The sequence below is a fragment of the Psychrobacter sp. CLB018 genome, from assembly GCF_041222815.1.
Classification (GTDB): domain Bacteria; phylum Pseudomonadota; class Gammaproteobacteria; order Pseudomonadales; family Moraxellaceae; genus Psychrobacter; species Psychrobacter faecalis.
The window spans coordinates 2501492-2523190 of the sequence record NZ_CP166085.1 but is presented as its reverse complement, the minus strand read 5'-3'; the positions used below and the strand labels follow the sequence as shown (position 1 = coordinate 2523190).

Sequence of the window (21699 nt, the reverse complement as noted above, 5' to 3'; positions counted from 1 at the left end):
ATGCTCAGTAATGCTCAGTAATGCTCAGTAATGCTCAATAATCGTCTTATTCAATATACATGATAGATTCGATTTCAACCACACCGCCTTTAGGTAGCGCCGCCACTTGTACGGCAGCGCGGGCAGGATATGGCTCGCTTAAGTTGGCGATAAATACGTCGTTTAGCGCGGCAAAGTCATTTAAATCGGTTAAAGAGACGTTGAATTTAACCACATCATTTAAACTGCCACCGGCTGCCTCACAGATGGCTTTGATGTTTGCAAATACTTGCTTAGCTTGTGCTTCAAAGCCTTCTTTTAGCTCCATGGTATCAGGGTCAAAGCCCAGTTGACCGGAAATATAAACAGTATTGCCTACTTTTACCGCTTGTGAATAGGTGCCAACGGCGGCTGGCGCTTTATCGGTTTGAATGGTTTGACGGGTCATATGATTTCCTTATGATGTTTTTGATGTTTTTGATGTTTTTTGGTTAAAAAATTGGCCAAAAAATTTCAGGCGATATTAAATGCTCAATATTGAATGGATTTAAAAGGGATAGATTTTAACATGTATTTTAACGGCTTTTATAATTGATAAAGCCTAATAATATTAGGGAAGCCAAGTAGCGAACGCAACTCGCGAATGCCTTGCGCTAAATGATTGCGACTACGCACGACGATATGAATAATGGTGTCGCTGCTACGCACGTCGACCTTTTCGACCCCGATATTTAACTGGCGCAGATGATAAATCACTTCACTAATTTGCTCGTCGCTTAGAGCAATAGATAGTTTTAAGTAAGCAGGGAAGCGGATTTTGCTGTTATGTTCCCCGGATGAGTCGCCTTGCTTAATGGCTTTATCATTGCGCCAGCGCAGTTGGATAACTTGATAAGGATTGTCTTTACGGATATCGTCTAACGAAAAGCACTTATGGCGATGCACAACCAGACCATGACGTGATAAATGGCCAACGATAGGGTCGCCATAAATCGGATGACAACAATTGGCAAAATCAAGCTCAACGCCTGAAGCGTTGACAATCAATTGTTGCGGTTGGGTCATATCATCAACGCTTTCTTGCGATTGCATATCACTGACTTCATCGCTAAACAAACGGGTGACCACCAGTTGCGGCAGCAGCGTGCCCGAGCTGATTTGCTCAAACAGCGCATTTTTTTCTGTTAGACCCCGCCATTCGGTCAGGTTTTTCCAATCGCTTTCGGTCAAATCATCGAGGCTTTTCTGATAGGTTTTTAGCGCGCGGTCTAAAGCCTCTCTGCCATGATGCTGTTTATCTGCAGGCGATAAGTCTTTAAACCAACGTAAAATCTCCACGCGGGCTTTATTGGTCACCACAAAGCCGAGCCATTCCGCTTTTGGTTCAGAATGACTGCTGACTTCAATCTCGACCAACTGCCCGTTTTTCAGCACCGTCCCGAGTTTTGCATGCTTGTTATCGACATTGGCACCGACCGCGACATTGCCCACCATAGGGCCGACGGCGTAAGCAAAGTCTAGGGCTGTGGCGCCTTGTGGCAGCTCATAAGCGCGGCCTTGCGGGCTGTAGCAGATGATTTTACTCGAGTGTAGATAATCCATCAGCTCATTAATAGTAGAAACGGCCGCGGAAAAATCAGGACTGTCGGCATCTAACGTGTCTTCGTCAACCAAGTCTTTCATATTACGCAGTGATGCTTGAATAACCGACTGGCTGACATCGGAGGCGTGTTCGGCACCAATAACGCCAAGCCTTGCCGCGTTTTGCATTTGCTTGGTTAAGATGGTGACTTTAACAAAATCATTGTCACGCTCATAAATAAGGGTGAGCGACTGATTGCCACCGGGCAGCGGACGCCGAATGTTATCGGCGATATGACTGTCATCAATCTGATATTTTTTAATGAGATAATAAGCGAGCTTGTCACAAGCTTCGATGTTATCAAGCACAATCTCAAACGCATAATGGCGCAGTAGCGCATTGATTTCACCGCGATTACGGAAAAACTGCCGGAAGATAACCACGCGATTGTCTAAAACTTTGACCATGCCATTCAGATCAAGGTTGTTTAGCACAATGCTCAAGTAGCGATGAATGGCTTCTCTTTGAAAATTACGCCCAAGTCCATGTTGCAGCAGCTTATCAGACAGCTTGTTATACATATCAGAATCAAGATTACGATAACAAAGCACTTCGATATAATCGGCAATGTCATTGAGGCCCATCAAGCGCGCAAAAGGTACATAAAAATCTAACGTTTCTTGTGCAGTAGTTCGCTGTTTTTCGGGGCGTACCGCATCGAGCGTCGACATATTGTGCAAGCGGTCAGCCAGTTTAATAATCAAGACGCGCGGGTCAGCAAGGGTAGCGGTCAAGATTTTATGAAAGGTGGCGGCTTTGTTTTCTTGCTTGTTATGGGTTGATGATTTTAATTTGGTCACGCCATCGACCAGTCTGGATACTATTTTACCGTAACGCTGCTCAATATCTTCAGCGGTAACCTCGGTATCTTCTACCGTATCATGAAGGATTGCTGCAATAATGGTATCGCGATCCAAGCGAAAGCCTGCCAATATTTCGGCGACGGCAATCGGATGCGTGATATAAGGCTCCCCTGATTTACGCTTATCTTTGATATGCGCTATATCACCGAACTCACAGGCATCAATAATATCACTACGTTCAGCCGCAGTGAGATAACCTACTGAGCGCAGCAGGTTGTATTGAGCATCATCAACTAAAGGATGACTGAGTTTGGGCAAGGTTTGAGTCATAAGGTGGTAATCCTATTTTCCAATACCTATTTATCAGTTCAGGACGGTTCGTCGGCTACGGACTTTTAATGGGTTCAGGACTGTTGGGTAAATGATAGCTGGATGAATAAGCGGCGGTTATGCAAAAGAGTAAGCTATTAGGTCAAAGCATACTAACTTAAAACGCACAAAGCGAAAAGAGGGCAGACCACCCTCTAATTAATCGTAAATCGTTCTCAATGTCAACTCTTATGCGCGTAAGTCAGGCAGAAAATAAAAAATTCTACCTGAGTGATATGATTTTCGCTATAAATGGTCGCAAAAATTGGCAAGCGTTTGGTGTTATCAGTCGTTTCATAACCAAAAAACCACAGCCGATGCTGTGGTTCTTATCTTTTAGTAATGTCAGCACGGAATAAAGTGGTCGTGCTTATTGCTAAAAGTTAGGCTTTACTAAAAACAGCTCTGTATTAAAAGCTATGATCGCCCGACAAAGCCAAATCTAATGAGCTTGTCGCAAAGTTATGCTCTGGCTGATTTAAAATATCACGGGTGATTTTGCCGGCAGCAATTTCACGTAATGCCAAGACCGTAGGCTTGTCGTTATCGACGTCAACCATCGGCTCAGCGATACCTTTGGCCAATTGACGGGCGCGCTTACTGGCGACCAAAATCAGCTCAAAGCGATTATCAACATTATCCAAACAATCTTCAATCGTCACTCGTGCCATAAATAGCTACCTCGGTTGTTTTTATCAGTCACAGCATATGGCTGCCACTCAATAAAAATAATATCAAAAATATAAAAGGGGGATAGCTGGACATTATAGCATTTTTTGCTTAGACGCGTAGTTGCTTTTTATATCTGCTGTTAGTTATACGAAAATCGAGATTTTTCACTTTTAAGCTTTCTTTTCCCTAAGTGTTTTTTGCTTATTCGTCGACTTGGCTATTTAGCAAATTGGCAATAGTGCGATGATAGCGCTGCTGTTGGCGTTTAAGGGTTTGTCTATCGGCGACGATAATGGCTTTTAGCTCGGTTAACGCCACTTCAAAATTGTCATTAATCACCACAAAATCAAAATGTACATATTGCGCCATCTCAGTGACCGCGCCCGCTAAGCGCTGCTCGATGACTTCCATGCTGTCCTGCGCACGCGTCGATAAGCGCTGACGTAAAGTTGCTAAACTTGGCGGCAAAATAAAAATCATCGTTGCATCGGTAAATATTTTTTTGACTTGTAGCGCCCCTTGCCAATCAATCTCAAGGATAACATCGACGCCTGCCTCTAGCTGCGCGCGCACGCTTTGCTCTGATGTGCCATAATAATTGCCAAACACTTCGGCATGCTCTAAAAACTTGCCTTCGCCGATAGCCGTGACAAATTTATCAACGTCGGTAAAATGGTAATGCTGACCATCAATCTCACCGGGACGCGGTGCGCGCGTGGTGTGCGACACGCTAACGGTCAAGTCGTTGGTGGTGGCCAGTAGCTGTTTGACCAGTGAGGTTTTGCCCGTCCCTGAGGCGGCGGTAATAATAAATAATGAACCTGTCATACGGTTTTTCCTAATGGATAGTTTGCTAATGTAAGGTGCCACAATGGAATAGGTACTAGTAAAGTATGCGCTAATAAAAAGCTAAAAACGGCGCAAATAAGTGTTGAGCTGGTAAAAACAAAAAACGCCATCAAGTATGGCGCTATAAAGTTGTATTGATTTCTCATTGATACGTCATTATAAACTGCTTGGCGCGCTTTTATTTAATTCGCGCAAGCTTTTTAGCACTTAATCTTATTTATTGTCTGTTTTTGCATTAAAAGGCTCTGTGTCAATGAACGTTAATGCTCAGTTCATTTGAAACAGGGCTATTTTCAAAGGCAATAAAAGCAAATTATGCTAAAGTAGAGCATGGATGTTATCCCAAGTTTTGAGGTTAAGCAGTTTGACGTTAAGCTTTAACCATAAATTATCTAATGATAGGCCCTCTTATGCAAATTTATCTTGCCAATCCACGTGGATTTTGTGCTGGTGTGGATCGCGCGATTGCGATAGTGAACGAAGCATTGACACGTTTTGAGCCACCCATTTATGTGCGTCATGAAGTCGTGCATAACAAATTTGTGGTCTCAGATTTGGCCAATCGCGGCGCGGTTTTTGTCGAAGAGCTGCACGAAGTGCCGGATGGTTCAATCGTGATTTTCTCAGCGCATGGTGTCTCAAAGGCGGTCGAAGATGAAGCAGAGCGCCGTGATTTGACCGTATTTGACGCCACTTGTCCATTGGTTACCAAAGTACATATCGAGGTGGCACGATTTGCCCAAGACGGGATGGATGCGGTATTGATTGGTCACGCAGGACACCCTGAGGTTGAAGGCACTATGGGGCGTTTTAATCGTCGCCACGGCGGGCAAATTCATTTGGTCGAAAATGAAAGCGATGTTGAGGCTTTAAATGTGCAAAACGCTGAGCATTTGGCTTTTGTAACCCAAACGACTCTTTCGATGGATGATACCGCGCGCGTTATTGATGCGCTGCGTGAAAAATTCCCCAGTATTCAAGGCCCACGCAAAGACGATATTTGCTATGCCACCCAAAACCGCCAAGATGCGGTCAAAGATTTAGCCGGTCGTTGTGAAGTGGTGTTGGTGGTTGGTTCGCCAAACTCGTCAAACTCTAATCGCTTGCGTGAGTTGGCTGAGCGTATGGATTGCCGCGCCTATCTGATTGATAATGCCACTGAGATGGATAGAAACTGGTTTGATGGCATTCAAAGTGTTGGCGTTACTGCTGGCGCGTCTGCGCCTGAGATATTAATCCAAGAAGTGCTACAACAATTGCAAGATTGGGGCGGAGATTTACCAAGTGAGCTGTCAGGTATCGAAGAAAACGTGACCTTTAGCTTGCCAAAAGCGCTGCGAATTCCGGTCACGCAAGTAGGTAAATAGCATGAATAAGCAGAAAAAAGGCTTTGTGTTAGCAGAAGCGACGCTTGATGAGATTAATAAACAATTAAAAATTAATCTGTTTACCATCGTTGTGCTGATTGTCATGCTAGTGCTGAACACTGCGCAATTTATGAAAGATTATAGTGTCTTATATGGCGCGCTTATCGCTGTCATGGCGTTTTTTCTATTTATAATGGCCAAAAGTCGCACCATGCTTATGATGAGAAAACAACAGCTTACCAAGTAAATGCTAAAGGTAAATTAAATATAACCGTTATTATGAAAGACCAACCTATTAAAGTGGTCGAGAATACAGCATTAATAAAGAAGATTAGATTAAGGATGTTCATGCAAGCTTATTATCAGTTTATCAAACGCGAGCAGCTAGAAGGTGGCGTTAGCGTTGCCCATTATCAGCCAACCAAACATGCACAAGGCGCTTGGAATGAACACGAGCAGCATATGGCACCAGCGACTGGCCTGCTGACCGCTGAGCTTGAAAGTTATGCGCCGCAAGCAAATATGCGTATCGCTCGTATCAGTCTGGATATTTTAGGCTTGATACCGCTTGATGAGTTTACCGTTACCACGCGTTGTATCCGTCCGGGTAGAACGATTGAGCTAATTGAGGCGGTCATGAGCAGTCGTGGCCGTGATGCCATTATCGCCCGTGCTTGGCGACTGCTGACCCAAGATACTAGTGAGATTGCCGGACTTGAAGATCAAAAAGCGCTGTATCAGCCTGAGGATTTGCCTGTTTGGGATGGTATGAAAGGCTGGCCGGGCGGTTTTATCGAAAGCGTCCACTTGGTTGCCGAGCCCGACCGCCGTGCTGGTCGTGGTATGGTATGGATTACCAATGATGTTGAGATGGTAGAAGGCGAAACGACTGACGATTTGGTACATCTAATGGGGATGGTCGATACCGCCAATGGCGTCGTGCCACGCTTGGGACTCGGCTTATCAAAATTGCAATGGATGTTCCCCAATACGGATTTGCAAATCCATATGCATCGCGCGCCAAAAGGGCGCTGGCTTGGCATCGAAGCGGTGCAACAATACGGCGATGACGGTATTGGACTGACCAGTGCCGTGCTGCATGATGTGCACGGGCCGTTTGGTCGTAGTGAGCAAATCTTGACTATCCGCCCTATGCCGCGTTAATTTTAGTTATTGAACAACTATGCGTTAAATAAGTATGGGTTAAACATTAAACAACGAGCAACCAAACGTAACGTTATCAAAGTTGCAACTTGCCCTGTCAAATGGCATTTAGTTCATAACGTTAGGCTATAAAAATTTTGTTATCTAATTATATAAAATAAATCAAAAGTATGTGATTAATTTATTATACAAATAATTGAAAATCGGTTGTAATGGAATACCACAACGAGGCAAGGTGATTCAAAACTGCTATGATGGGTTTTGATAGTGAAGGTTACCTTTCACTTTATCCTTGCAACAACGATAACTAAAGGAATATGACCATGAACGATATGAACGATAAAAAATGCCCTTACGATATGACGCCGTTGACCATGAGTAATGGCGCGCCAGTGGTTGATAATGAAAATAGTAAAACCGCGGGCAAACGCGGTCCTCTACTCGCAGAGGACTTATGGCTTAACGAGAAGCTTGCTGATCTAAACCGAGAGGTTATTCCTGAACGCCGTATGCACGCCAAAGGTTCGGGCGCGTTTGGTACTTTCACTGTCACCAATGACATTACTCAATATACGCGTGCTGATATTTTTAGCGAAGTGGGTAAGCAAACGGAGATGTTTGCGCGCTTTAGTACGGTGGCAGGTGAGCGCGGCGCTGCTGATGCTGAGCGTGATATTCGCGGTTTTGCCCTAAAATTCTATACCGAGCAAGGCATTTGGGATTTGGTCGGTAATAATACGCCGGTATTTTTCGTTCGTGACCCGCGCAAATTTCCAGATTTAAACAAAGCGGTCAAGCGTGACCCACGTACCAATATGCGTTCGGCAACCAATAACTGGGACTTTTGGACGTTATTGCCAGAATCTTTGCACCAAGTCACCATTACCATGAGCGACCGAGGTATCCCAGCCTCTTATAGACATATGCATGGCTTTGGCTCGCATACGTATAGCTTTATCAATAGCGACAATGAGCGTTTTTGGGTCAAATTTCATTTCCGTACTCAGCAAGGTATCAAAAACTTAACCGATGCCGAAGCCGCTGAAATCATCGCCTCGAATCGTGAAAGCCATCAAGAAGATTTGCTCAGTGCCATCGACAATGGCGATTTTCCAAAGTGGAAAATGTACGTGCAAATCATGCCAGAAACCGATGCCGATAAAGTGCCTTATCATCCGTTTGATTTGACCAAGGTATGGCCAAAAGGGGATTGTCCGCTGATTGAAGTTGGCGAGATTGAGCTTAATAAAAACTCAGACAATTATTTCTTAGACGTCGAGCAAGCGGCTTTTGCGCCGAACAATCTCGTGACTGGCATCAGTGCCTCACCAGACCGTATGCTACAAGCGCGTCTCTTTAGCTACGCCGATGCTCAGCGTTATCGCGTTGGCGTCAATCACAAGCAGATCCCAGTCAATAAACCACGTTGTCCGGTGACCAGTAACCACCGCGACGGTCAAATGCGTGTCGATGATAACTACGGTGGTCGTCCACACTATACGCCAAACAGCTTTGAGCAGTGGCAAGATCAGCCGCAGTACGCTGAGCCAGCTTTAAAGATTGATGGCTACGCAGCGCATTACGATTTCCGTGAAGACGATAGTGATTATTTTAGCCAGCCGCGCGCACTGTTTAACCTAATGAACGATGAGCAAAAGCAAGTGTTGTTTGATAATACCGCCCGCGCGATGGGTGATGCGCTTGATTTTATTAAATATCGTCATATTCGCAACTGTAACTGGTGCGACCCTGCTTATGGCGTAGGCGTTGCCAAAGCCCTTGGCATGAGCGTTGAAGACGCTATGGCAGCACGTGAGAATGATCCTGCTCGTCATTTACCTAGCTGTTTATAATCTCTGTAGAAAATAAAAACGATAGAATTTAGCTGTTCTATATTTATCTAAAAACACCGCCTTAGGAAACTGGGGCGGTTTTTTTTATGCTTAATTATTTTTTTAGCTTAGTTTAGCCTATTTGATCTTGAAATTTTTACCCGTGCCCCTATCTGATTAGGCAGCCTAGCAGTATTTACAGCGCCTTCTTGCTAATCAAATTTAGTAATTAGATTGGGTAATCAAATTGGCTAAACTGCTAGTATTTGAAAATTTGTGATTTATGCGTGCTGGTAACAGCATTTTTGGTATCAATAATAGGAGTTTTTATGAGTGAACAGACCCAAGCGGATAATAAAAACGCTAATGACATCAATATTAATAAAGACAGCCCAGAATTAAAAAAACACAGTTTTGAAGCAGAAGTGGCGCAGCTGCTGCATTTGGTGACGCATTCGCTTTATTCTAATGCCGATATTTTTGTGCGTGAATTGGTTTCGAACGCATCGGACGCTTGCGACAAATTGCGCTTTGAAGCGACCAATGACGACAGTCTTTATGAAGATGACGGCGAGTTAAAGATTCGTATCGCTGTCGATGAAGATGCCAAAACCATTACCTTTATCGATAACGGCATCGGTATGAATGAAGCCGACGCCATCGAAAACTTAGGAACGATTGCCAAATCTGGTACTAAGGCTTTCCTCGACAAATTGTCTGAATCGCAAAAGCAAGATGGACAATTAATTGGTCAATTTGGGGTTGGTTTTTACTCTGGATTTATCGTGGCTGATACCATTAGCGTTGAGTCACGAAAAGCGGGCGAGCCTGCCGATAAAGGTGTACGCTGGGTTTCAGACGGCACCGGTAGCTTTACCGTTGAGCCAATTACCAAAGAGACGCGCGGTACCAGCATTACTTTGCATCTAAAAGAAGAGTACAGCGAAGGCGAAGATAATTATCTAGACCGCGGCAAAATCAAGCGTTTGGTCAATAAGTACTCAGACCATATTAGCTTGCCGATTCAGATGCGTAAAGAAGTCTGGCAAGAAGATGTGAAAGAAGAGGGCGACGACAGTGACGCGCCAGCAGGCGGTCAGATGGTCTTGACCGACGAGTGGGAAACCATTAACAAAGCCAGTGCGCTTTGGACCCGCTCAGCATCTGAGGTTGAAGATGATGAGTATGTCGATTTTTATAAAAACATCACTTATGACATGGATGCGCCGCTAACATGGACACACAACCGCGTTGAAGGTCGCGTTCAGTATACCCAGCTTTTATATATTCCGAAAAAAGCGCCGATGGATTTATACACGCGTGAGCAGCAGCACGGCTTAAAGCTTTATGTGAAGCGCGTCTTTATTATGGACGATGCTGAGCAATTGCTGCCGATGTATTTGCGTTTTGTGAAAGGGGTCATTGATTCAGCGGATCTGCCGCTTAACGTCAGCCGCGAAATCTTGCAAGAATCGCGCGATGTTAAATCTATCCGAGATGGTAACGCGCGCCGTATTTTGACCTTGCTAGCGAGCCTTGCTAACAGCGAAGATAGCGATAAACAAGAAAAATTTGCCCAATTCTATAGCGAATTTGGCGATGTGATTAAAGAAGGCCTTGGCGAGGATATGGGCAATCAAGAGCGTATTGCCAAATTGCTGCGTTATGCCACTAGCACCAACGACAAGGTTGAGATCAGCTTTGAAGATTATAAAGGTCGTATGATTGACGGACAAAAAGCCATCTATTATCTGACGGCGGATAATTTAGCAGCTGCTAAAAACAGTCCGCAGCTTGAGCTGTTTAAGAAAAAAGGCATCGAAGTTATCTTGATGACCAGCCGTGTTGATGAATGGGCGATGAACTTCTTGACCCAATTTGATGGCACGCCGCTGCAAAATATCGCTAAGGGTGCGGTTGATTTAGGCGACTTGCAGGACGAAGCCGAAAAAGCTGAAGCTGAAAAAGCGCAAGAGACCATGAAGCCTGTCGTTGATAAGCTAAAAACAGCACTTGGCGCGCGCGCAAAAGACGTTAAAGTCTCAACGCGTTTGGTTGATAGTCCAGCGTGTCTAGTCATTGGTGAAGGTGAGCTGTCACCGCAAATGATTCAGATGCTGAAGCAAATGGGTCAAGATGTACCAGAAAGCAAACCAACGCTTGAGGTCAATCCTGACCATCCACTGATTAAAAAGTTAGAGAGTAGCGAGCAGTCTGACGACAATTTTGACAAGCTGGCGCAGGTCATTTTTGACCAAGCGTTACTTGCCGATGGCGGTCAACTAGAAGATCCAGCCGCTTATCTAAAACGCGTCAATGAGCTATTGATGCGATAATAATTGCTGCTTAATAAAAGGAGGTCTTGATTTTAAGGCCTCCTTTTTTAATGGATTGTCAATCAACGTTTAGAGTAATTTTTCGGCAGTTTTTACAAATCAGCCTTATCCTCTTGAGCGACAATCCGTTACAATCGCGATAGATTAGCGAGCTAAAATATTAAGTTAGATTTCTCGCTTTTCAATCCTATTTTATCGTCAAATAATAATAAATTGGCGTTATTTCTCTCGACTGGCTAGAGGTCTAAGTCTTTGTCACTTGCGTCATTAAAAACCGTATCGCTTCAGCGCTTCTCGCTCAATTTCGCGGCCAATATTATTGCCACCTTGTGGATGCTGGTCGGGTCGACGCGGGCGTTCTCTTGGGTAAAACCCACCTTTATCCAGTTTGCGGTATTCGCCATATTGGCACTGGGTAGTAATGTCCTATTCTCGTGGTTAGCCGCCGCAAATGGTAGCGTCTTTAATGAGCAAGGATTGGTCAGCTATTTAATTTGGCCAATGATTATTTTGCTCGGCGGTATTATTTTAGCTCGCCGCGCTGGTAACCAAGCGCTGGTTTTTGTGCCTGTCATTTTATGGCTGGTTGCTGATACGCTATCAGCGTTACTGCAAAGCCTGGTACAGTTTTTTGGCAGCTATGGGTGGTTGCCAAGTTGGAGTTATTCTTTTTTACCTATTTTATTTTTAGTGCTGTTTTTATGGCAGACACTCGCTTTATTATGGATATTTTTCCGTCGCCTGCGCATTTCTTGGTGGGAGAGAATCATCGTCTTAGTAGGGGCAGTGGCATTATTGACCATTTGGCAGCGCAACGTCGCCGACCAGCCGATATTTAAGCAAATTCCTGTTGAGCCAGTACTAGAAGAAGCGGCTTTGTACGAGCAGCCGCGATTATTGCAGCAAGCTTTAGACCGTATCGACCCGAGTATACCCGGTAAAAGCGACTGGTATTTTATGGGCGTGGCAGGATTCTCAGAACAAAACGTCTTTCGTTCTGAGATTAATAAAGTGCGTGAATTGTTTGACGTGCGCTTTGGTACCAGTGGCCATTCGCTGGCATTGATTAATAATAACTATACGTGGCTAGATGAGCCAATTGCGACAAAAACCAGTATTTTGCGCGGGTTAAAAACCATCGGTCAGCAAATGAATGCTGATGAAGATGTATTATTTCTTACCCTATCGTCACATGGTGATGAGAATGTTATTCAACTGGCAAATCCACCATTAGCGATGGATAATTTAGATGCCACGTGGCTGCGTGAAGCGTTAGATGCGTCCGGTATCCGCTGGCGAGTGATTGTGGTGTCGGCGTGCTATTCAGGCTCATTTATCGATGAATTGGCATCACCAACAACGGTAATTATTACCGCCTCCGCCGCTGATAAAATGTCATTTGGCTGCACCAATAGTGCTGAGATGACTTACTTTGGACAGGCTTTCTTTGCGGAGAGTTTGCGCGAAAACACCAGTTTTTCTGATGCGTTTAAAGATGCCGCTTACCGCGTGCAAGAACGTGAGCTCTATATGGGTTTTGAGCCATCAGAGCCGCAGATGGTCATTGGTAGCTTAATGGAAACCGCGCTGCCAGCATTTGAGCAAGTACTGTTTGCTAAAACCCGCCCAGCACTCGCCAATATGACTAATCAGCCGAATTCTGTTAAGGTTACTCAAGCTCCTGATACGGCAAACATAATCGATAATCTGCCTGAAAATGACTAAGGCCTGCTGATAAATTAGATTTATGTCGCTACTAAGGCGCGCTTTTTGAACTTTTAAAATACTACTCGAGTGACCGACTGTCTTTAATTGACTTTACTGAATTACTTGTCTTTAACAGTTTGCTTGCTAATAGTAAGGATGGGCAGTTGTCACTCAGCGCTTATTTCGTCTTGGATAAAAAGGATGTCACTTATGAATAATTCTTATAAACACAGTTTGTCTACCAACTCAAAGATTGAGCAAATCAGCGTCAATCGCTGCTTCGATGGCGAGCAGCATTATTATCGTCATGAGTCCACCGCGACCAAAACGCCGATGACCTTTAGTATTTATCTGCCAGATGAAGCGCTGGCTGGGCGCCGTTGTCCGGCTGTTTTATATCTCTCGGGTTTGACCTGCAATGCCGATAACGTCACCCATAAAGCGCATTTTCAACAAAAATGCAGCGAGCTTGGCATGATATTTATTGCGCCGGATACTTCTCCTAGAAGTCATGACGCACACGAGGTCGCAAACGATGAGCGTTATTTTGTCGGGCAGGGCGCAAGCTATTATGTCGATGCGACGCAAGCACCGTGGGCAGAACATTTTAATATGCAAAGCTATATCGTTGATGAATTATACGATTTACTGCGCTCAGAGTTTCCGATTGATAGTATCGGCATCACAGGCCACTCGATGGGCGGTCATGGGGCGTTACTATTGGGCTTTAAGTTCCCAAGTAAGTTTGTCAGTGTCTCCGCCTTATCGCCTGTTTGTGCTGCCAGTGAGTCGGCATGGGGGCAGGCCGCTTATGCAGAGTACTTCGGCGATGATAAGTCGCTATGGGCGCAAGCGGACGCCTCACAGATGATTGTAGAAGTCGGCCAGCAGTATGCCAGTATTTTGGTCGACCAAGGCGCGGCTGATAATTTTTTAGCAGAAGGTCAGCTGCAAACGCCTAAGCTACAAGCAGCGTGTGACAAGGCCAAGCAGCCATTGACGTTACGCTATCAAGCCGGTCATGACCACAGCTATTACTTTATCCAAACAGTGATTAATGACCACATCGAACACCACTGGCGTATGGCGCAAATGGGCTAAGCCTGTCCAATAATATCTGTCTACAAATAATAGCCGTCTAATAGCTGAGCGTATCGTCTGTCATATAACTTGACAGAGCGTTACGCTGATTATTTAATCAAGCGCCTTTACTGTTATAAAATAGATCGGTACAAAACAGATTGGTGCAAAATAGAGCGAGCTTGCCAATAGGCAAAACTTTTTTAAAGGTAAGTTTTATGATGAATAATCTGATAGCGCCATCGAAGACAAATCTGACTAATCGACAGCAGGCGGCTCAATTATCGCTGGCCGCGATGCAAGCGGATATGGCTGATATGAGGGCGGCTTTAAAAAATAAGCAGCAAGCTAATATGGTTCAAAAAGATAATGTCAAATCAGAAACTCGCAAAGTAAAGTCAGCTAATGCAGCTAATATTAACGCGCTTGATGCCGTGCAATTATCGCGGGTGATAGAGATGGCGTGGGAAGACCGAACACCGTTTGAAGCGATAGCGCACAGCTACGCACTAAACGAGACCGCAGTCATTAAGCTGATGCGCCAAGAGTTAAAGCCGTCGTCTTTTCGCCTATGGCGACGGCGTGTCACCAGCCGTGTGACCAAGCATCAAGCAAAGCGTCCGTTTGATGTCGGTCGCGCGTATTGTAAGAGCCAATATAAACCGCGCTAACGTTTTTTTAAAACGGCTCATTTAAAACCAATCGTTTAATAAGTGTAGTATCTAAATACCAATTCCAGTGATTAAAAGCTTTTTTATTAAATGTTTATACCAACCCAAATAGGTAGCTCAACTATGACTAGCCCAGCCAAACCTTATCTTATCGCGCCTTCTATTTTATCAGCTGACTTTGCCAGACTTGGTGAGGAGGTCGAAAAGGTATTGGAGGCGGGCGCTGATGTCATCCATTTTGATGTGATGGACAATCACTATGTGCCTAACCTAACCTTTGGTAGCATGATATGTCAGGCGCTGCGTGACTATGGTATCGAGGCGCCGATTGATGTCCATCTTATGGTATCGCCAGTCGATAGCATGATCGAGCAGTTTTTAGAGGCGGGTGCGAGTATTATCACCTTCCACCCAGAAGCCAGCGCCCATATTGACCGCTCTTTGCAGCTGATTAAAGATAGCGGTGCTGAATGTGGCTTGGTCTTAAATCCAGCAACACCGCTGCATTATTTAGATTATGTGATGGACAAGGTTGACCAAATCTTACTGATGAGCGTCAATCCAGGCTATGGTGGGCAGTCATTTATTGATGGTACCTTAGATAAAGTGCGCCAAGTCCGTCAGCGTATCATTACCAGTGGTCGCGATATTAGACTAGAAGTAGATGGCGGCATTAAAGCGAGTAACATCCGCGCGATTGCCGAAGCGGGGGCTGATATGTTCGTCGCTGGTTCCGCTATTTTTAATCAAGAAGATTATAAATCTGCCATCGACGCTATGCGCGCCGAATTAGCCTTGGCAAATGGTTATTAATCCCCATTTATAACTATTAGTATGAGTGTTAAGGTTATAACGATGGACTCGATAAGCCATATAAAGGTGAAATATGAACACGCAAAAGCCCATTAACTCGTCAGTATCGCCTGAGCCTATAAAAGAAAAACAGTCGCAAGCCCCAAGCTTAGTACCTAAGGGTATCACTATTGGCATGGCAGCTTTTGCCTTGGTGCTTAGTCTCTCTGGTTATGGTTTTCGCCTGCTGATTGGCGATGATGTCGGAGAAGTGCTGCGTCATGCAGCAGTGATAGTGCCAGCCTTTATGATTGGTATTCCGCTATTTTTTTGGCTCGGTTCGCGCATTTTAAATAAGCTCAAAGGTTTGCATATCGCAAGCTGGAACGCTATTAGCTTGGGCTATTTAACCTCTTGTATAGCCATGCTTTGGTTAATGGGCACTTATAGCTAATAATTGGCTGATGTTAGCGCTTTAACATGGTTATCTTTTAAAACTTTGTCTTTATGGCATTCATCGATTTCTACTTTTTAATAAGTCGCGCTTTATGATGCGACTGGACACTTGCTAGTATGGCTACTTCCTCTAAGAAAATCACCGATATTATTTTCCCAAAAGACCTTCCAAACAGTTTGTTTATTTTGCTGATAATCGCCTGTTTGCTCTTAGGCTTATCCTACCTGCGCCATGGTACCGGACTGCAAGGCTGGCTACACGTCTTTGAAAATTGGCTACTCATGTTGCTTATTATTCCAACTGCCACCGCTACCGTAGCTTTACCGTTTAAATATCGCGACCCGTCGCTTGAGCTCAAGCAAATGTATTATCTGGGGATGTTTGTTGCTTTCTTATTTACCTTAGCGAAATTACGCTATTGGCGTTAATAGCGATTTAGCTCGTTCATAAGGTTGATAAGTAGTATTAAATAGCATTTAGGCAAAACACTTACGCGTCAGGCCTTGAATTGTCGGTGCAAAGCGTCCATTGTATAAGTAAGATAGTTTTGCCCGAATATCTGTAAAACTAAGATTTTATAAACGAAGTCAGCGCCTTTTTACAGACATAAAGCGGGATAATAAGGAAAAAATAGATGCCATACGATATTGATAATGAAATAGAAGTAGATAACGATAGTCGCGATCAGTTCGCTGGATTTGCTAAAGAAACCACGCTTGAGTTGGTTGAAGCAGCGGATGGCAAATTGCTGTTACGTGATGCCGAGGAAGAAGAAGCACCGCTGATGACCATCGATTTTTCTGATAAGCTGAAAGAAATACTAGGCAGCGATACCCAAGCGATTGGTCAGCACATGATTCATGCCGCGATTCAGGTCATTATGCAAAAACAGATGAGCCAGTGGCATGCCCATGTCTATGACAAAGAACCCACTCACTATAGCTAAGGCTAAACAGGCTGATGTCTTCTAAATTTATAGCTTCTAAATCTGTAAGAACGAAATATAGTAGCTGGTTAAAATAGTGTATGGTTGAAATGGTTGGTGGGTCAAAAACTGGCAATAAAAAAAGGGTTTATCTATTGATAAACCCTTTTTTTGTTCAAATAATTTAGTGATAAATTATTTGATTTTTGCTTCTTTAAAGATGACGTGCTGGCGTACTTTTGGATCAAACTTTTTGATTTCCATTTTACCAGGCATAGTGCGCTTGTTTTTGGTAGTGGTGTAGTAATACCCAGTACCAGCAGTTGATACTAATTTAATTTTATCTCTCATGATAGCTTTCCTGTAAATGAGGGGTCTTCAAACGATAGGTACGAGTGCAAAAAGGTCAGTTGCTACGAAGAACGTAGCCAAAAAGCAGCTTGGAAGGTGAAAATTATCGACCACTCAAGCTGCTTATCTTAACTTATACTTTTTGACCTTGTGCGCGTAGATCCGCTAACACTTTGTCGATACCAAGTTTGTCAATGATGCGCATACCTTTGGTAGACACACGTAGACGTACAAAACGATTTTCAGACTCTACCCAAAAACGATGGTTATGAAGGTTTGGTAGAAAGCGACGACGGGTTTTGTTGTTTGCGTGCGAAACATTATTACCCACCATAGGGCGCTTTCCAGTCACTTGGCAAACTCTAGACATGGCGAACTCCTAATCTATGAGGTATGAGGGATTCTCATACCAGTCTGGGCAAGTTGCACGTTTTTGCGGCATGGACACAGCAAGCGGCAGCTTTGCACCAAACAAAACTATTATGAAGGTTGAGCTGATATTACTGTCATCTAAAGGCAAATAACAGGCAAACCAATTCAGAAAATTTTAAAGCCGACATTTATACCATAAAACTAATGAATATTCAAATATTTTTATAATAATCGCCGCTTTAAACGATAGCTATTATACCCTGAATTGCGTGTGCTATGTGATTGATTATTTAATACTAAAGTTCGATTTTTTAGTTGTAAGTTATAACAAAAGTCAGTAAAGTTGCGGTTATATATTTAATACAATCTGTTAATACAAATGCTTTTAATGTAAGTCTACGTATCATTAGTATTCTATTATAAAGCCATGTAATGATTGTGTAAATTTCCTCAGATAAATTGCGTCTGCCGCGGAATTCAAAAATGTCATATAGCTCACTACCACCGACTTCTAAGTTATTTCAACTCACTTCTTTGACTTGTGCTTTAGCATTGGCAGGCTGTGGTGGTGGAGACGGTACCGATGTCGTTGCGCCTACACCTGATTTAGGAGTGAAGCCTGGCACTGGCGGCGGTAATAATAATGGCAGTGGTAATGGCGGTGTACAAACCCCTGTAGAGGATTTTAGTTTACAGAAACTCTATACTGATCCAGCTAATATTGAGCTGAGTGATGAGCCTGTTACATTTAATGTTACTGTTAAAGCAGTGGCAGCATCAGGCGGAGCGGCAATTAATAGGTCTGTGAGCTTGAGTGTTGATGACTCTATTAATACTGGTGTGACCATTCAAGGTGCGAGTGTTCAGAGTACCAATGAGAAAGGTGAAGCCACTTATGAGCTTCGGCTTAACCCACTAGTACTTAATGACGAACAGAAAGTAAACTTACTCGCTCATGGGTTTGGACTAAAAGCAACGGCTAAACAGCCGTCAAATGGCGCAACCATCACTCAAGTGTTGACCGTCCGCATCAGTAAAGAAGGCAGCGGTGATGGCACTCAAACAGTAGTCAGTACTCTTGATATCGACAATCGACTTCAAACAAGTTCAGTATCTAATAATAAGCTAAATCCTTACGGTGATACGGCTCAATTTAGCGTTATTCTCAAAAATGCGGATGGCGCACGCGCTGCAGACGTACAGGTTGGTATGGGAATTGATGATATCAAAGGGGTTGCTATTGCCGGAAGTAACAAAACCACTGATAGCAATGGCATGGCTACCTTTGACATTATTGTTGATAAAGGGGTGGTGTATCAGAAAGTATGCTGAGGAAATAAAAGGAGGAGTGACAGCCAGAGCAAGATGATATATTTGAGGTTATGAAGACACAAATAGATATCAGTTGCCCCGACTGTCACAGTAATAGTCTAAAGAAAAATGGCAAAAAAAGCTATGGCAAGCAGAATTATCAATGTAAGGACTGCAAACGTCAGTTTATTGGCGACCATGCCTTAACTTATCATGGCTGTCACTCTAAAGTGGAAGAGCTTATACGGCTCATGACAGTTAGAGGCTGCGGCGTTAGAGACATAGCTGTTATAGCCTCAGTCAGTATCGGTAAAGTATTGAGCACCATAGGCTCATCCATTTACAAGATTGTACCTAAGAAGCGCTACTATGAACGCTTAGAGGTTGATGAATTCTGGACTTACGTGTATTGCAAAAAGCGTAAAGTTTGGCTTATTTATGCTTATGATCGCGTTACTAATGAGATTGTTGCTTATGTTTGGGGCAAACGTGACCTGAAAACAGCTAAGAAGCTAAGAGCTCGTCTCAAGCAGCTGAAAGTCAGCTATGGCTCTATCAGTATGGATAACTGGGACAGTTTTATAACCGCCTTTAAATTTGACCACAAACGAGTTGGCAAATCTCATACGGTAGGCATTGAAGGTAATAACTGCCGTCTTAGACACCGATTGCGACGAGCCGTTCGAAAGACCTGTTGTTTCTCTAAGAAGCTCGATAATCACTTCAAAGTGTTTGATATGGTGTTCTTTTACATCAATTATGATTACGTCTGATGCCGGCATACTTTTTAGAACACCACCAATAAAGTAATTAAAGTCGAGTAGTAAGTTACTTGCTTTGGAGATAATTTCTTAAAAACCCCCAACCTCGCGTTGGGGGTTTTTGTATTCATAATCTCAATAACCAAATACAAGCAACTCAATCAGCAAAGTTTTGTAAAAGCGATTAGAATAGTCGGTTTCCTATGTTGCTAACATATTCAAAGTAAGCAGCATGTTTCATTTTTGATTGGGCGCACTATGTCAGACAATACCACGACTGCTACAGCAAGCATAAAGTCGAGCAAAAATCCTAAAAATTCACCAGTTGCGGCTGCTATTGATACCGCGACGTTATTGATCAAATGCCGCGATCAAGCGGGTATCGTACAGGCTGTATCTGAGTTTATACACCGTTATGGCGGCAATATTATCACTCTCGATCAGTATTCAACCGCTCATGAAGGCGGGCAGTACTTTATGCGTTTGGAGTTTGCGTTAGCAGGCTTGAGCGAAATTATGGATAACTTTGAAGCCAGCTTTGGGCATACGGTGGCTAAGCGCCATAATATGGCGTGGCGCTTGCATAATAATGCGATTAAAACCAAGGTTGGCATCTTAGTGTCAAAGTTTGACCATGCCTTGTTAGATTTACTGTGGCGGCATCAGCGCGGGTTACTCGATTGCGAGATTACCTGTGTCGTTAGTAATCACGAAGACTTGCGCCAAGCGGTAGAAAACTTTGGCATCACTTTTCATTATGTGCCAGTCACCAAGGATAACAAAGCCGAGGCAGAAGAGCAGATTCATACCTTGATGGCAGGCAATGATTTGCTGGTATTGGCGCGTTATATGCAGATTTTATCATCTGATTTTGTTAAGCGTTGGCCGATGCAAGTCATTAATATTCACCATTCATTTTTGCCCGCCTTTGTCGGTGCTGATCCTTATCGTCAGGCTTATGAAAAAGGCGTCAAGCTTATCGGAGCAACCGCGCACTATGTGACAGCTGAACTTGATCAAGGGCCTATCATTGAGCAAGATGTGCATCGGGTCACTCACCGTCAAGGAGTGGCAGAATTACGCGCTATTGGCCGTGATATCGAGCGTAATGTCTTAGCGCGCGCAGTAAATTGGCATGTACAAAATCGCGTGATTGTGGCAGGTAATAAAACCGTGGTTTTTAATTAGCTTTTTTTAAGACGGTGTTAAACCAAAATAAGAGCGTAAAAAAGGCCGCCAGTATTGGTATTTAATACTGGCGGCTTTTTTTAATCACACTACCACTATTACAGCACTGGATTTACAACAGCATCTCTAGCACAAACTTACTACCGACAAAGCCGATTGCTAATAAGATAAACGCATAAATGGTCATATTGGCAGCACGTTTACCACGCCATCCTGCGCGCCAATTACCCAATAATAATGCGCCAAACAACAGCCATGAGAGCACGCTAAAGACCGTTTTATGAGCAAGGTGCTGTGCCAACAAATCTTCTACATAAACAAAACCAATGCCTAGCGCGATACTCAATAAGACAAAGCCGACCAATAGCATATCGAACAATAAACTTTCCATGCTCTGCAAGGACGGCAGTTTATTGACCCAAAAGCGATGAATCGACTGGTGTTTCAGCTCGCGTATTTGTAAGCGCAAAAATAGCGCTTGCAGCGCTGCCATCAGCAGCACACAATAGGCGGCAAGTGATAGTAAGATATGCGCCTCTAACCCGACGCTGATGTCTGTAATCGGACGATAGGGCGCGCGGCCGATATAACCGACAATCATCCCGATTAATGCCGTCGGTGCTGCTAAAATACCGAGGCTGACGATAGGGCGGTATAAGCTAAAAATAACGTAGAAAAATAAGAAAAATAAACTGATCAGGCTAATGGTATTAAACAAGTTGAAATTTAGCCCATAAAGCGTGACCACATGCGGATAGAGTAGTGCGGCATGTGCGAGCATGCCGACGACCAATAAACCTAAGCTTACGCCCTTGTGGATAGGTTTATCGTGAATCAGCGCCCAACCAATGTAGATGCTGACCAAAATATAAACCATGCCAGCCATTAAAAATGCAAGTTGCAAGATAAAAAACCTCATCTCATGATGAGCGCAAAAACGCCGCTCAATTGAATGCTAAAATGGTATTATCAGAATGATTAGAATAATCATCCAATTTATCATAAAATGGCAAGCAATTGAGCGCCATCTTACGGATTGATTATAGCGCTTGTAGCACAGCAGCGCTTATT

23 protein-coding genes are annotated in these 21699 nt (G+C 43.8%); 16 read left to right on the top strand and 7 right to left on the bottom strand.

What is annotated here, in order from left to right; translation table 11 throughout:
• Window positions 1–46: 46 nt before the first annotated feature.
• Together AB8P72_RS10715 and AB8P72_RS10710 are read right to left on the bottom strand one after the other, a co-directional pair.
• A complete protein-coding gene (locus AB8P72_RS10715) occupies window positions 47–427 on the bottom strand; it encodes a RidA family protein (RefSeq protein ID WP_068403824.1) in 381 nt (126 codons plus the stop codon).
• Between the two features lie 137 nt (window positions 428–564).
• Window positions 565–2754 (bottom strand): bifunctional (p)ppGpp synthetase/guanosine-3',5'-bis(diphosphate) 3'-pyrophosphohydrolase, encoded by a 2190-nt coding sequence (locus tag AB8P72_RS10710; RefSeq protein WP_068403825.1) that lies wholly within the window; start codon window positions 2752–2754, stop codon window positions 565–567.
• A 230-nt stretch (window positions 2755–2984) separates the two neighbouring features.
• Between AB8P72_RS10710 and AB8P72_RS10705 the strand changes: the two genes are divergently transcribed.
• The gene (locus tag AB8P72_RS10705) at window positions 2985–3152 is read left to right on the top strand and encodes a hypothetical protein (protein ID WP_369957743.1); all 168 of its coding nucleotides are present in this window, start codon (window positions 2985–2987) and stop codon (window positions 3150–3152) included.
• Window positions 3153–3203: 51 nt separating this feature from the next.
• Here AB8P72_RS10705 and rpoZ read toward each other — a convergent pair whose 3' ends face one another.
• Both rpoZ and gmk read right to left on the bottom strand, forming a co-directional pair.
• Window positions 3204–3464: a DNA-directed RNA polymerase subunit omega gene (gene rpoZ, locus AB8P72_RS10700; protein WP_068403827.1), complete on the bottom strand. Its 261-nt coding sequence runs from the start codon at window positions 3462–3464 to the stop codon at window positions 3204–3206.
• 202 nt (window positions 3465–3666) lie between these two features.
• Window positions 3667–4293 carry a guanylate kinase gene (gene gmk, locus AB8P72_RS10695; RefSeq protein ID WP_144296645.1) on the bottom strand — a complete coding sequence of 209 codons (627 nt, stop codon included), beginning with the start codon at window positions 4291–4293 and terminating at the stop codon, window positions 3667–3669.
• 431 nt (window positions 4294–4724) lie between these two features.
• Here gmk and ispH point away from each other — a divergent pair, with 431 nt between their 5' ends.
• From ispH to AB8P72_RS10635, 12 genes are all read left to right on the top strand, one after another.
• Entirely contained in the window at window positions 4725–5681 is a 957-nt protein-coding gene (gene ispH, locus AB8P72_RS10690) for a 4-hydroxy-3-methylbut-2-enyl diphosphate reductase (protein WP_068403830.1), read from the top strand.
• Between the two features lies 1 nt (window position 5682).
• Window positions 5683–5928, top strand: coding sequence for a hypothetical protein (locus tag AB8P72_RS10685; protein WP_198329126.1), 246 nt, complete (start codon window positions 5683–5685; stop codon window positions 5926–5928).
• Between the two features lie 101 nt (window positions 5929–6029).
• Window positions 6030–6845 (top strand): thioesterase family protein, encoded by an 816-nt coding sequence (locus AB8P72_RS10680; RefSeq protein ID WP_198329127.1) that lies wholly within the window; start codon window positions 6030–6032, stop codon window positions 6843–6845.
• Window positions 6846–7177: 332 nt separating this feature from the next.
• A complete protein-coding gene (locus AB8P72_RS10675; RefSeq protein WP_369958292.1) occupies window positions 7178–8698 on the top strand; it encodes a catalase in 1521 nt (506 codons plus the stop codon).
• Window positions 8699–9006: 308 nt separating this feature from the next.
• Window positions 9007–11013 (top strand): molecular chaperone HtpG, encoded by a 2007-nt coding sequence (gene htpG, locus AB8P72_RS10670; RefSeq protein WP_227514911.1) that lies wholly within the window; start codon window positions 9007–9009, stop codon window positions 11011–11013.
• A 252-nt stretch (window positions 11014–11265) separates the two neighbouring features.
• Window positions 11266–12738: a C13 family peptidase gene (locus AB8P72_RS10665; protein WP_068403834.1), complete on the top strand. Its 1473-nt coding sequence runs from the start codon at window positions 11266–11268 to the stop codon at window positions 12736–12738.
• A gap of 192 nt (window positions 12739–12930) precedes the next feature.
• Window positions 12931–13821, top strand: coding sequence for an S-formylglutathione hydrolase (gene fghA / locus AB8P72_RS10660; protein WP_068403835.1), 891 nt, complete (start codon window positions 12931–12933; stop codon window positions 13819–13821).
• 437 nt (window positions 13822–14258) lie between these two features.
• Window positions 14259–14471, top strand: a complete 213-nt coding sequence (locus AB8P72_RS10655) for a TIGR03643 family protein (RefSeq protein ID WP_306495949.1) — start codon at window positions 14259–14261, stop codon at window positions 14469–14471.
• A gap of 123 nt (window positions 14472–14594) precedes the next feature.
• Window positions 14595–15284 (top strand): ribulose-phosphate 3-epimerase, encoded by a 690-nt coding sequence (gene rpe, locus AB8P72_RS10650; RefSeq protein WP_068403837.1) that lies wholly within the window; start codon window positions 14595–14597, stop codon window positions 15282–15284.
• Window positions 15285–15357: 73 nt separating this feature from the next.
• A complete protein-coding gene (locus tag AB8P72_RS10645; protein WP_068403839.1) occupies window positions 15358–15717 on the top strand; it encodes a hypothetical protein in 360 nt (119 codons plus the stop codon).
• Window positions 15718–15836: 119 nt separating this feature from the next.
• The gene (locus tag AB8P72_RS10640; protein ID WP_068403841.1) at window positions 15837–16148 is read left to right on the top strand and encodes a hypothetical protein; all 312 of its coding nucleotides are present in this window, start codon (window positions 15837–15839) and stop codon (window positions 16146–16148) included.
• A 206-nt stretch (window positions 16149–16354) separates the two neighbouring features.
• Window positions 16355–16666 (top strand): hypothetical protein, encoded by a 312-nt coding sequence (locus AB8P72_RS10635; protein ID WP_068403843.1) that lies wholly within the window; start codon window positions 16355–16357, stop codon window positions 16664–16666.
• Window positions 16667–16840: 174 nt separating this feature from the next.
• On the opposite strand, the gene rpmG is transcribed toward AB8P72_RS10635, so the two are convergent.
• Window positions 16841–16996 (bottom strand): 50S ribosomal protein L33, encoded by a 156-nt coding sequence (gene rpmG / locus AB8P72_RS10630; protein ID WP_010201403.1) that lies wholly within the window; start codon window positions 16994–16996, stop codon window positions 16841–16843.
• A gap of 133 nt (window positions 16997–17129) precedes the next feature.
• On the bottom strand, window positions 17130–17366 hold the full coding sequence (gene rpmB / locus AB8P72_RS10625) for a 50S ribosomal protein L28 (RefSeq protein WP_057761372.1): 237 nt from the start codon (window positions 17364–17366) through the stop codon (window positions 17130–17132).
• Window positions 17367–17851: 485 nt separating this feature from the next.
• Between rpmB and AB8P72_RS10620 the strand changes: the two genes are divergently transcribed.
• The 3 genes from AB8P72_RS10620 to purU all read left to right on the top strand — a co-directional run bounded on the left by AB8P72_RS10620 (window position 17852) and on the right by purU (window position 20628).
• The gene (locus tag AB8P72_RS10620) at window positions 17852–18700 is read left to right on the top strand and encodes a hypothetical protein (RefSeq protein WP_068403845.1); all 849 of its coding nucleotides are present in this window, start codon (window positions 17852–17854) and stop codon (window positions 18698–18700) included.
• Window positions 18701–18750: 50 nt separating this feature from the next.
• Window positions 18751–19452, top strand: coding sequence for an IS1 family transposase (locus tag AB8P72_RS10615; protein WP_369957742.1), 702 nt, complete (start codon window positions 18751–18753; stop codon window positions 19450–19452).
• A gap of 246 nt (window positions 19453–19698) precedes the next feature.
• The gene (gene purU / locus AB8P72_RS10610) at window positions 19699–20628 is read left to right on the top strand and encodes a formyltetrahydrofolate deformylase (protein WP_226928880.1); all 930 of its coding nucleotides are present in this window, start codon (window positions 19699–19701) and stop codon (window positions 20626–20628) included.
• 112 nt (window positions 20629–20740) lie between these two features.
• Here the strand turns inward: purU and AB8P72_RS10605 are convergent, their stop codons facing one another.
• Window positions 20741–21547, bottom strand: coding sequence for an inner membrane protein YpjD (locus tag AB8P72_RS10605; RefSeq protein ID WP_068403947.1), 807 nt, complete (start codon window positions 21545–21547; stop codon window positions 20741–20743).
• Between the last annotated feature and the right edge of the window lie 152 nt (window positions 21548–21699).

Excerpts from the sequence above, each read along its gene's own strand:
- AB8P72_RS10645 (WP_068403839.1), top strand. The coding sequence starts at position 15,358 with ATGAACACGCAAAAGCCCATTAACTCGTCAGTATCGCCTGAGCCTATA.
- rpe (WP_068403837.1), top strand. The coding sequence starts at position 14,595 with ATGACTAGCCCAGCCAAACCTTATCTTATCGCGCCTTCTATTTTATCA.
- AB8P72_RS10635 (WP_068403843.1), top strand. The coding sequence starts at position 16,355 with ATGCCATACGATATTGATAATGAAATAGAAGTAGATAACGATAGTCGC.
- AB8P72_RS10615 (WP_369957742.1), top strand. The coding sequence starts at position 18,751 with ATGAAGACACAAATAGATATCAGTTGCCCCGACTGTCACAGTAATAGT.
- rpmB (WP_057761372.1), bottom strand. The coding sequence starts at position 17,366 with ATGTCTAGAGTTTGCCAAGTGACTGGAAAGCGCCCTATGGTGGGTAAT.
- AB8P72_RS10675 (WP_369958292.1), top strand. The coding sequence starts at position 7,178 with ATGAACGATAAAAAATGCCCTTACGATATGACGCCGTTGACCATGAGT.
- AB8P72_RS10705 (WP_369957743.1), top strand. The coding sequence starts at position 2,985 with ATGCGCGTAAGTCAGGCAGAAAATAAAAAATTCTACCTGAGTGATATG.
- AB8P72_RS10655 (WP_306495949.1), top strand. The coding sequence starts at position 14,259 with ATGGCGTGGGAAGACCGAACACCGTTTGAAGCGATAGCGCACAGCTAC.
- AB8P72_RS10715 (WP_068403824.1), bottom strand. The coding sequence starts at position 427 with ATGACCCGTCAAACCATTCAAACCGATAAAGCGCCAGCCGCCGTTGGC.
- AB8P72_RS10685 (WP_198329126.1), top strand. The coding sequence starts at position 5,683 with ATGAATAAGCAGAAAAAAGGCTTTGTGTTAGCAGAAGCGACGCTTGAT.
- fghA (WP_068403835.1), top strand. The coding sequence starts at position 12,931 with ATGAATAATTCTTATAAACACAGTTTGTCTACCAACTCAAAGATTGAG.
- AB8P72_RS10710 (WP_068403825.1), bottom strand. The coding sequence starts at position 2,754 with ATGACTCAAACCTTGCCCAAACTCAGTCATCCTTTAGTTGATGATGCT.
- rpmG (WP_010201403.1), bottom strand. The coding sequence starts at position 16,996 with ATGAGAGATAAAATTAAATTAGTATCAACTGCTGGTACTGGGTATTAC.
- AB8P72_RS10620 (WP_068403845.1), top strand. The coding sequence starts at position 17,852 with ATGTCATATAGCTCACTACCACCGACTTCTAAGTTATTTCAACTCACT.
- AB8P72_RS10605 (WP_068403947.1), bottom strand. The coding sequence starts at position 21,547 with ATGAGGTTTTTTATCTTGCAACTTGCATTTTTAATGGCTGGCATGGTT.
- purU (WP_226928880.1), top strand. The coding sequence starts at position 19,699 with ATGTCAGACAATACCACGACTGCTACAGCAAGCATAAAGTCGAGCAAA.
- AB8P72_RS10640 (WP_068403841.1), top strand. The coding sequence starts at position 15,837 with ATGGCTACTTCCTCTAAGAAAATCACCGATATTATTTTCCCAAAAGAC.
- ispH (WP_068403830.1), top strand. The coding sequence starts at position 4,725 with ATGCAAATTTATCTTGCCAATCCACGTGGATTTTGTGCTGGTGTGGAT.
- rpoZ (WP_068403827.1), bottom strand. The coding sequence starts at position 3,464 with ATGGCACGAGTGACGATTGAAGATTGTTTGGATAATGTTGATAATCGC.
- htpG (WP_227514911.1), top strand. The coding sequence starts at position 9,007 with ATGAGTGAACAGACCCAAGCGGATAATAAAAACGCTAATGACATCAAT.
- gmk (WP_144296645.1), bottom strand. The coding sequence starts at position 4,293 with ATGACAGGTTCATTATTTATTATTACCGCCGCCTCAGGGACGGGCAAA.
- AB8P72_RS10680 (WP_198329127.1), top strand. The coding sequence starts at position 6,030 with ATGCAAGCTTATTATCAGTTTATCAAACGCGAGCAGCTAGAAGGTGGC.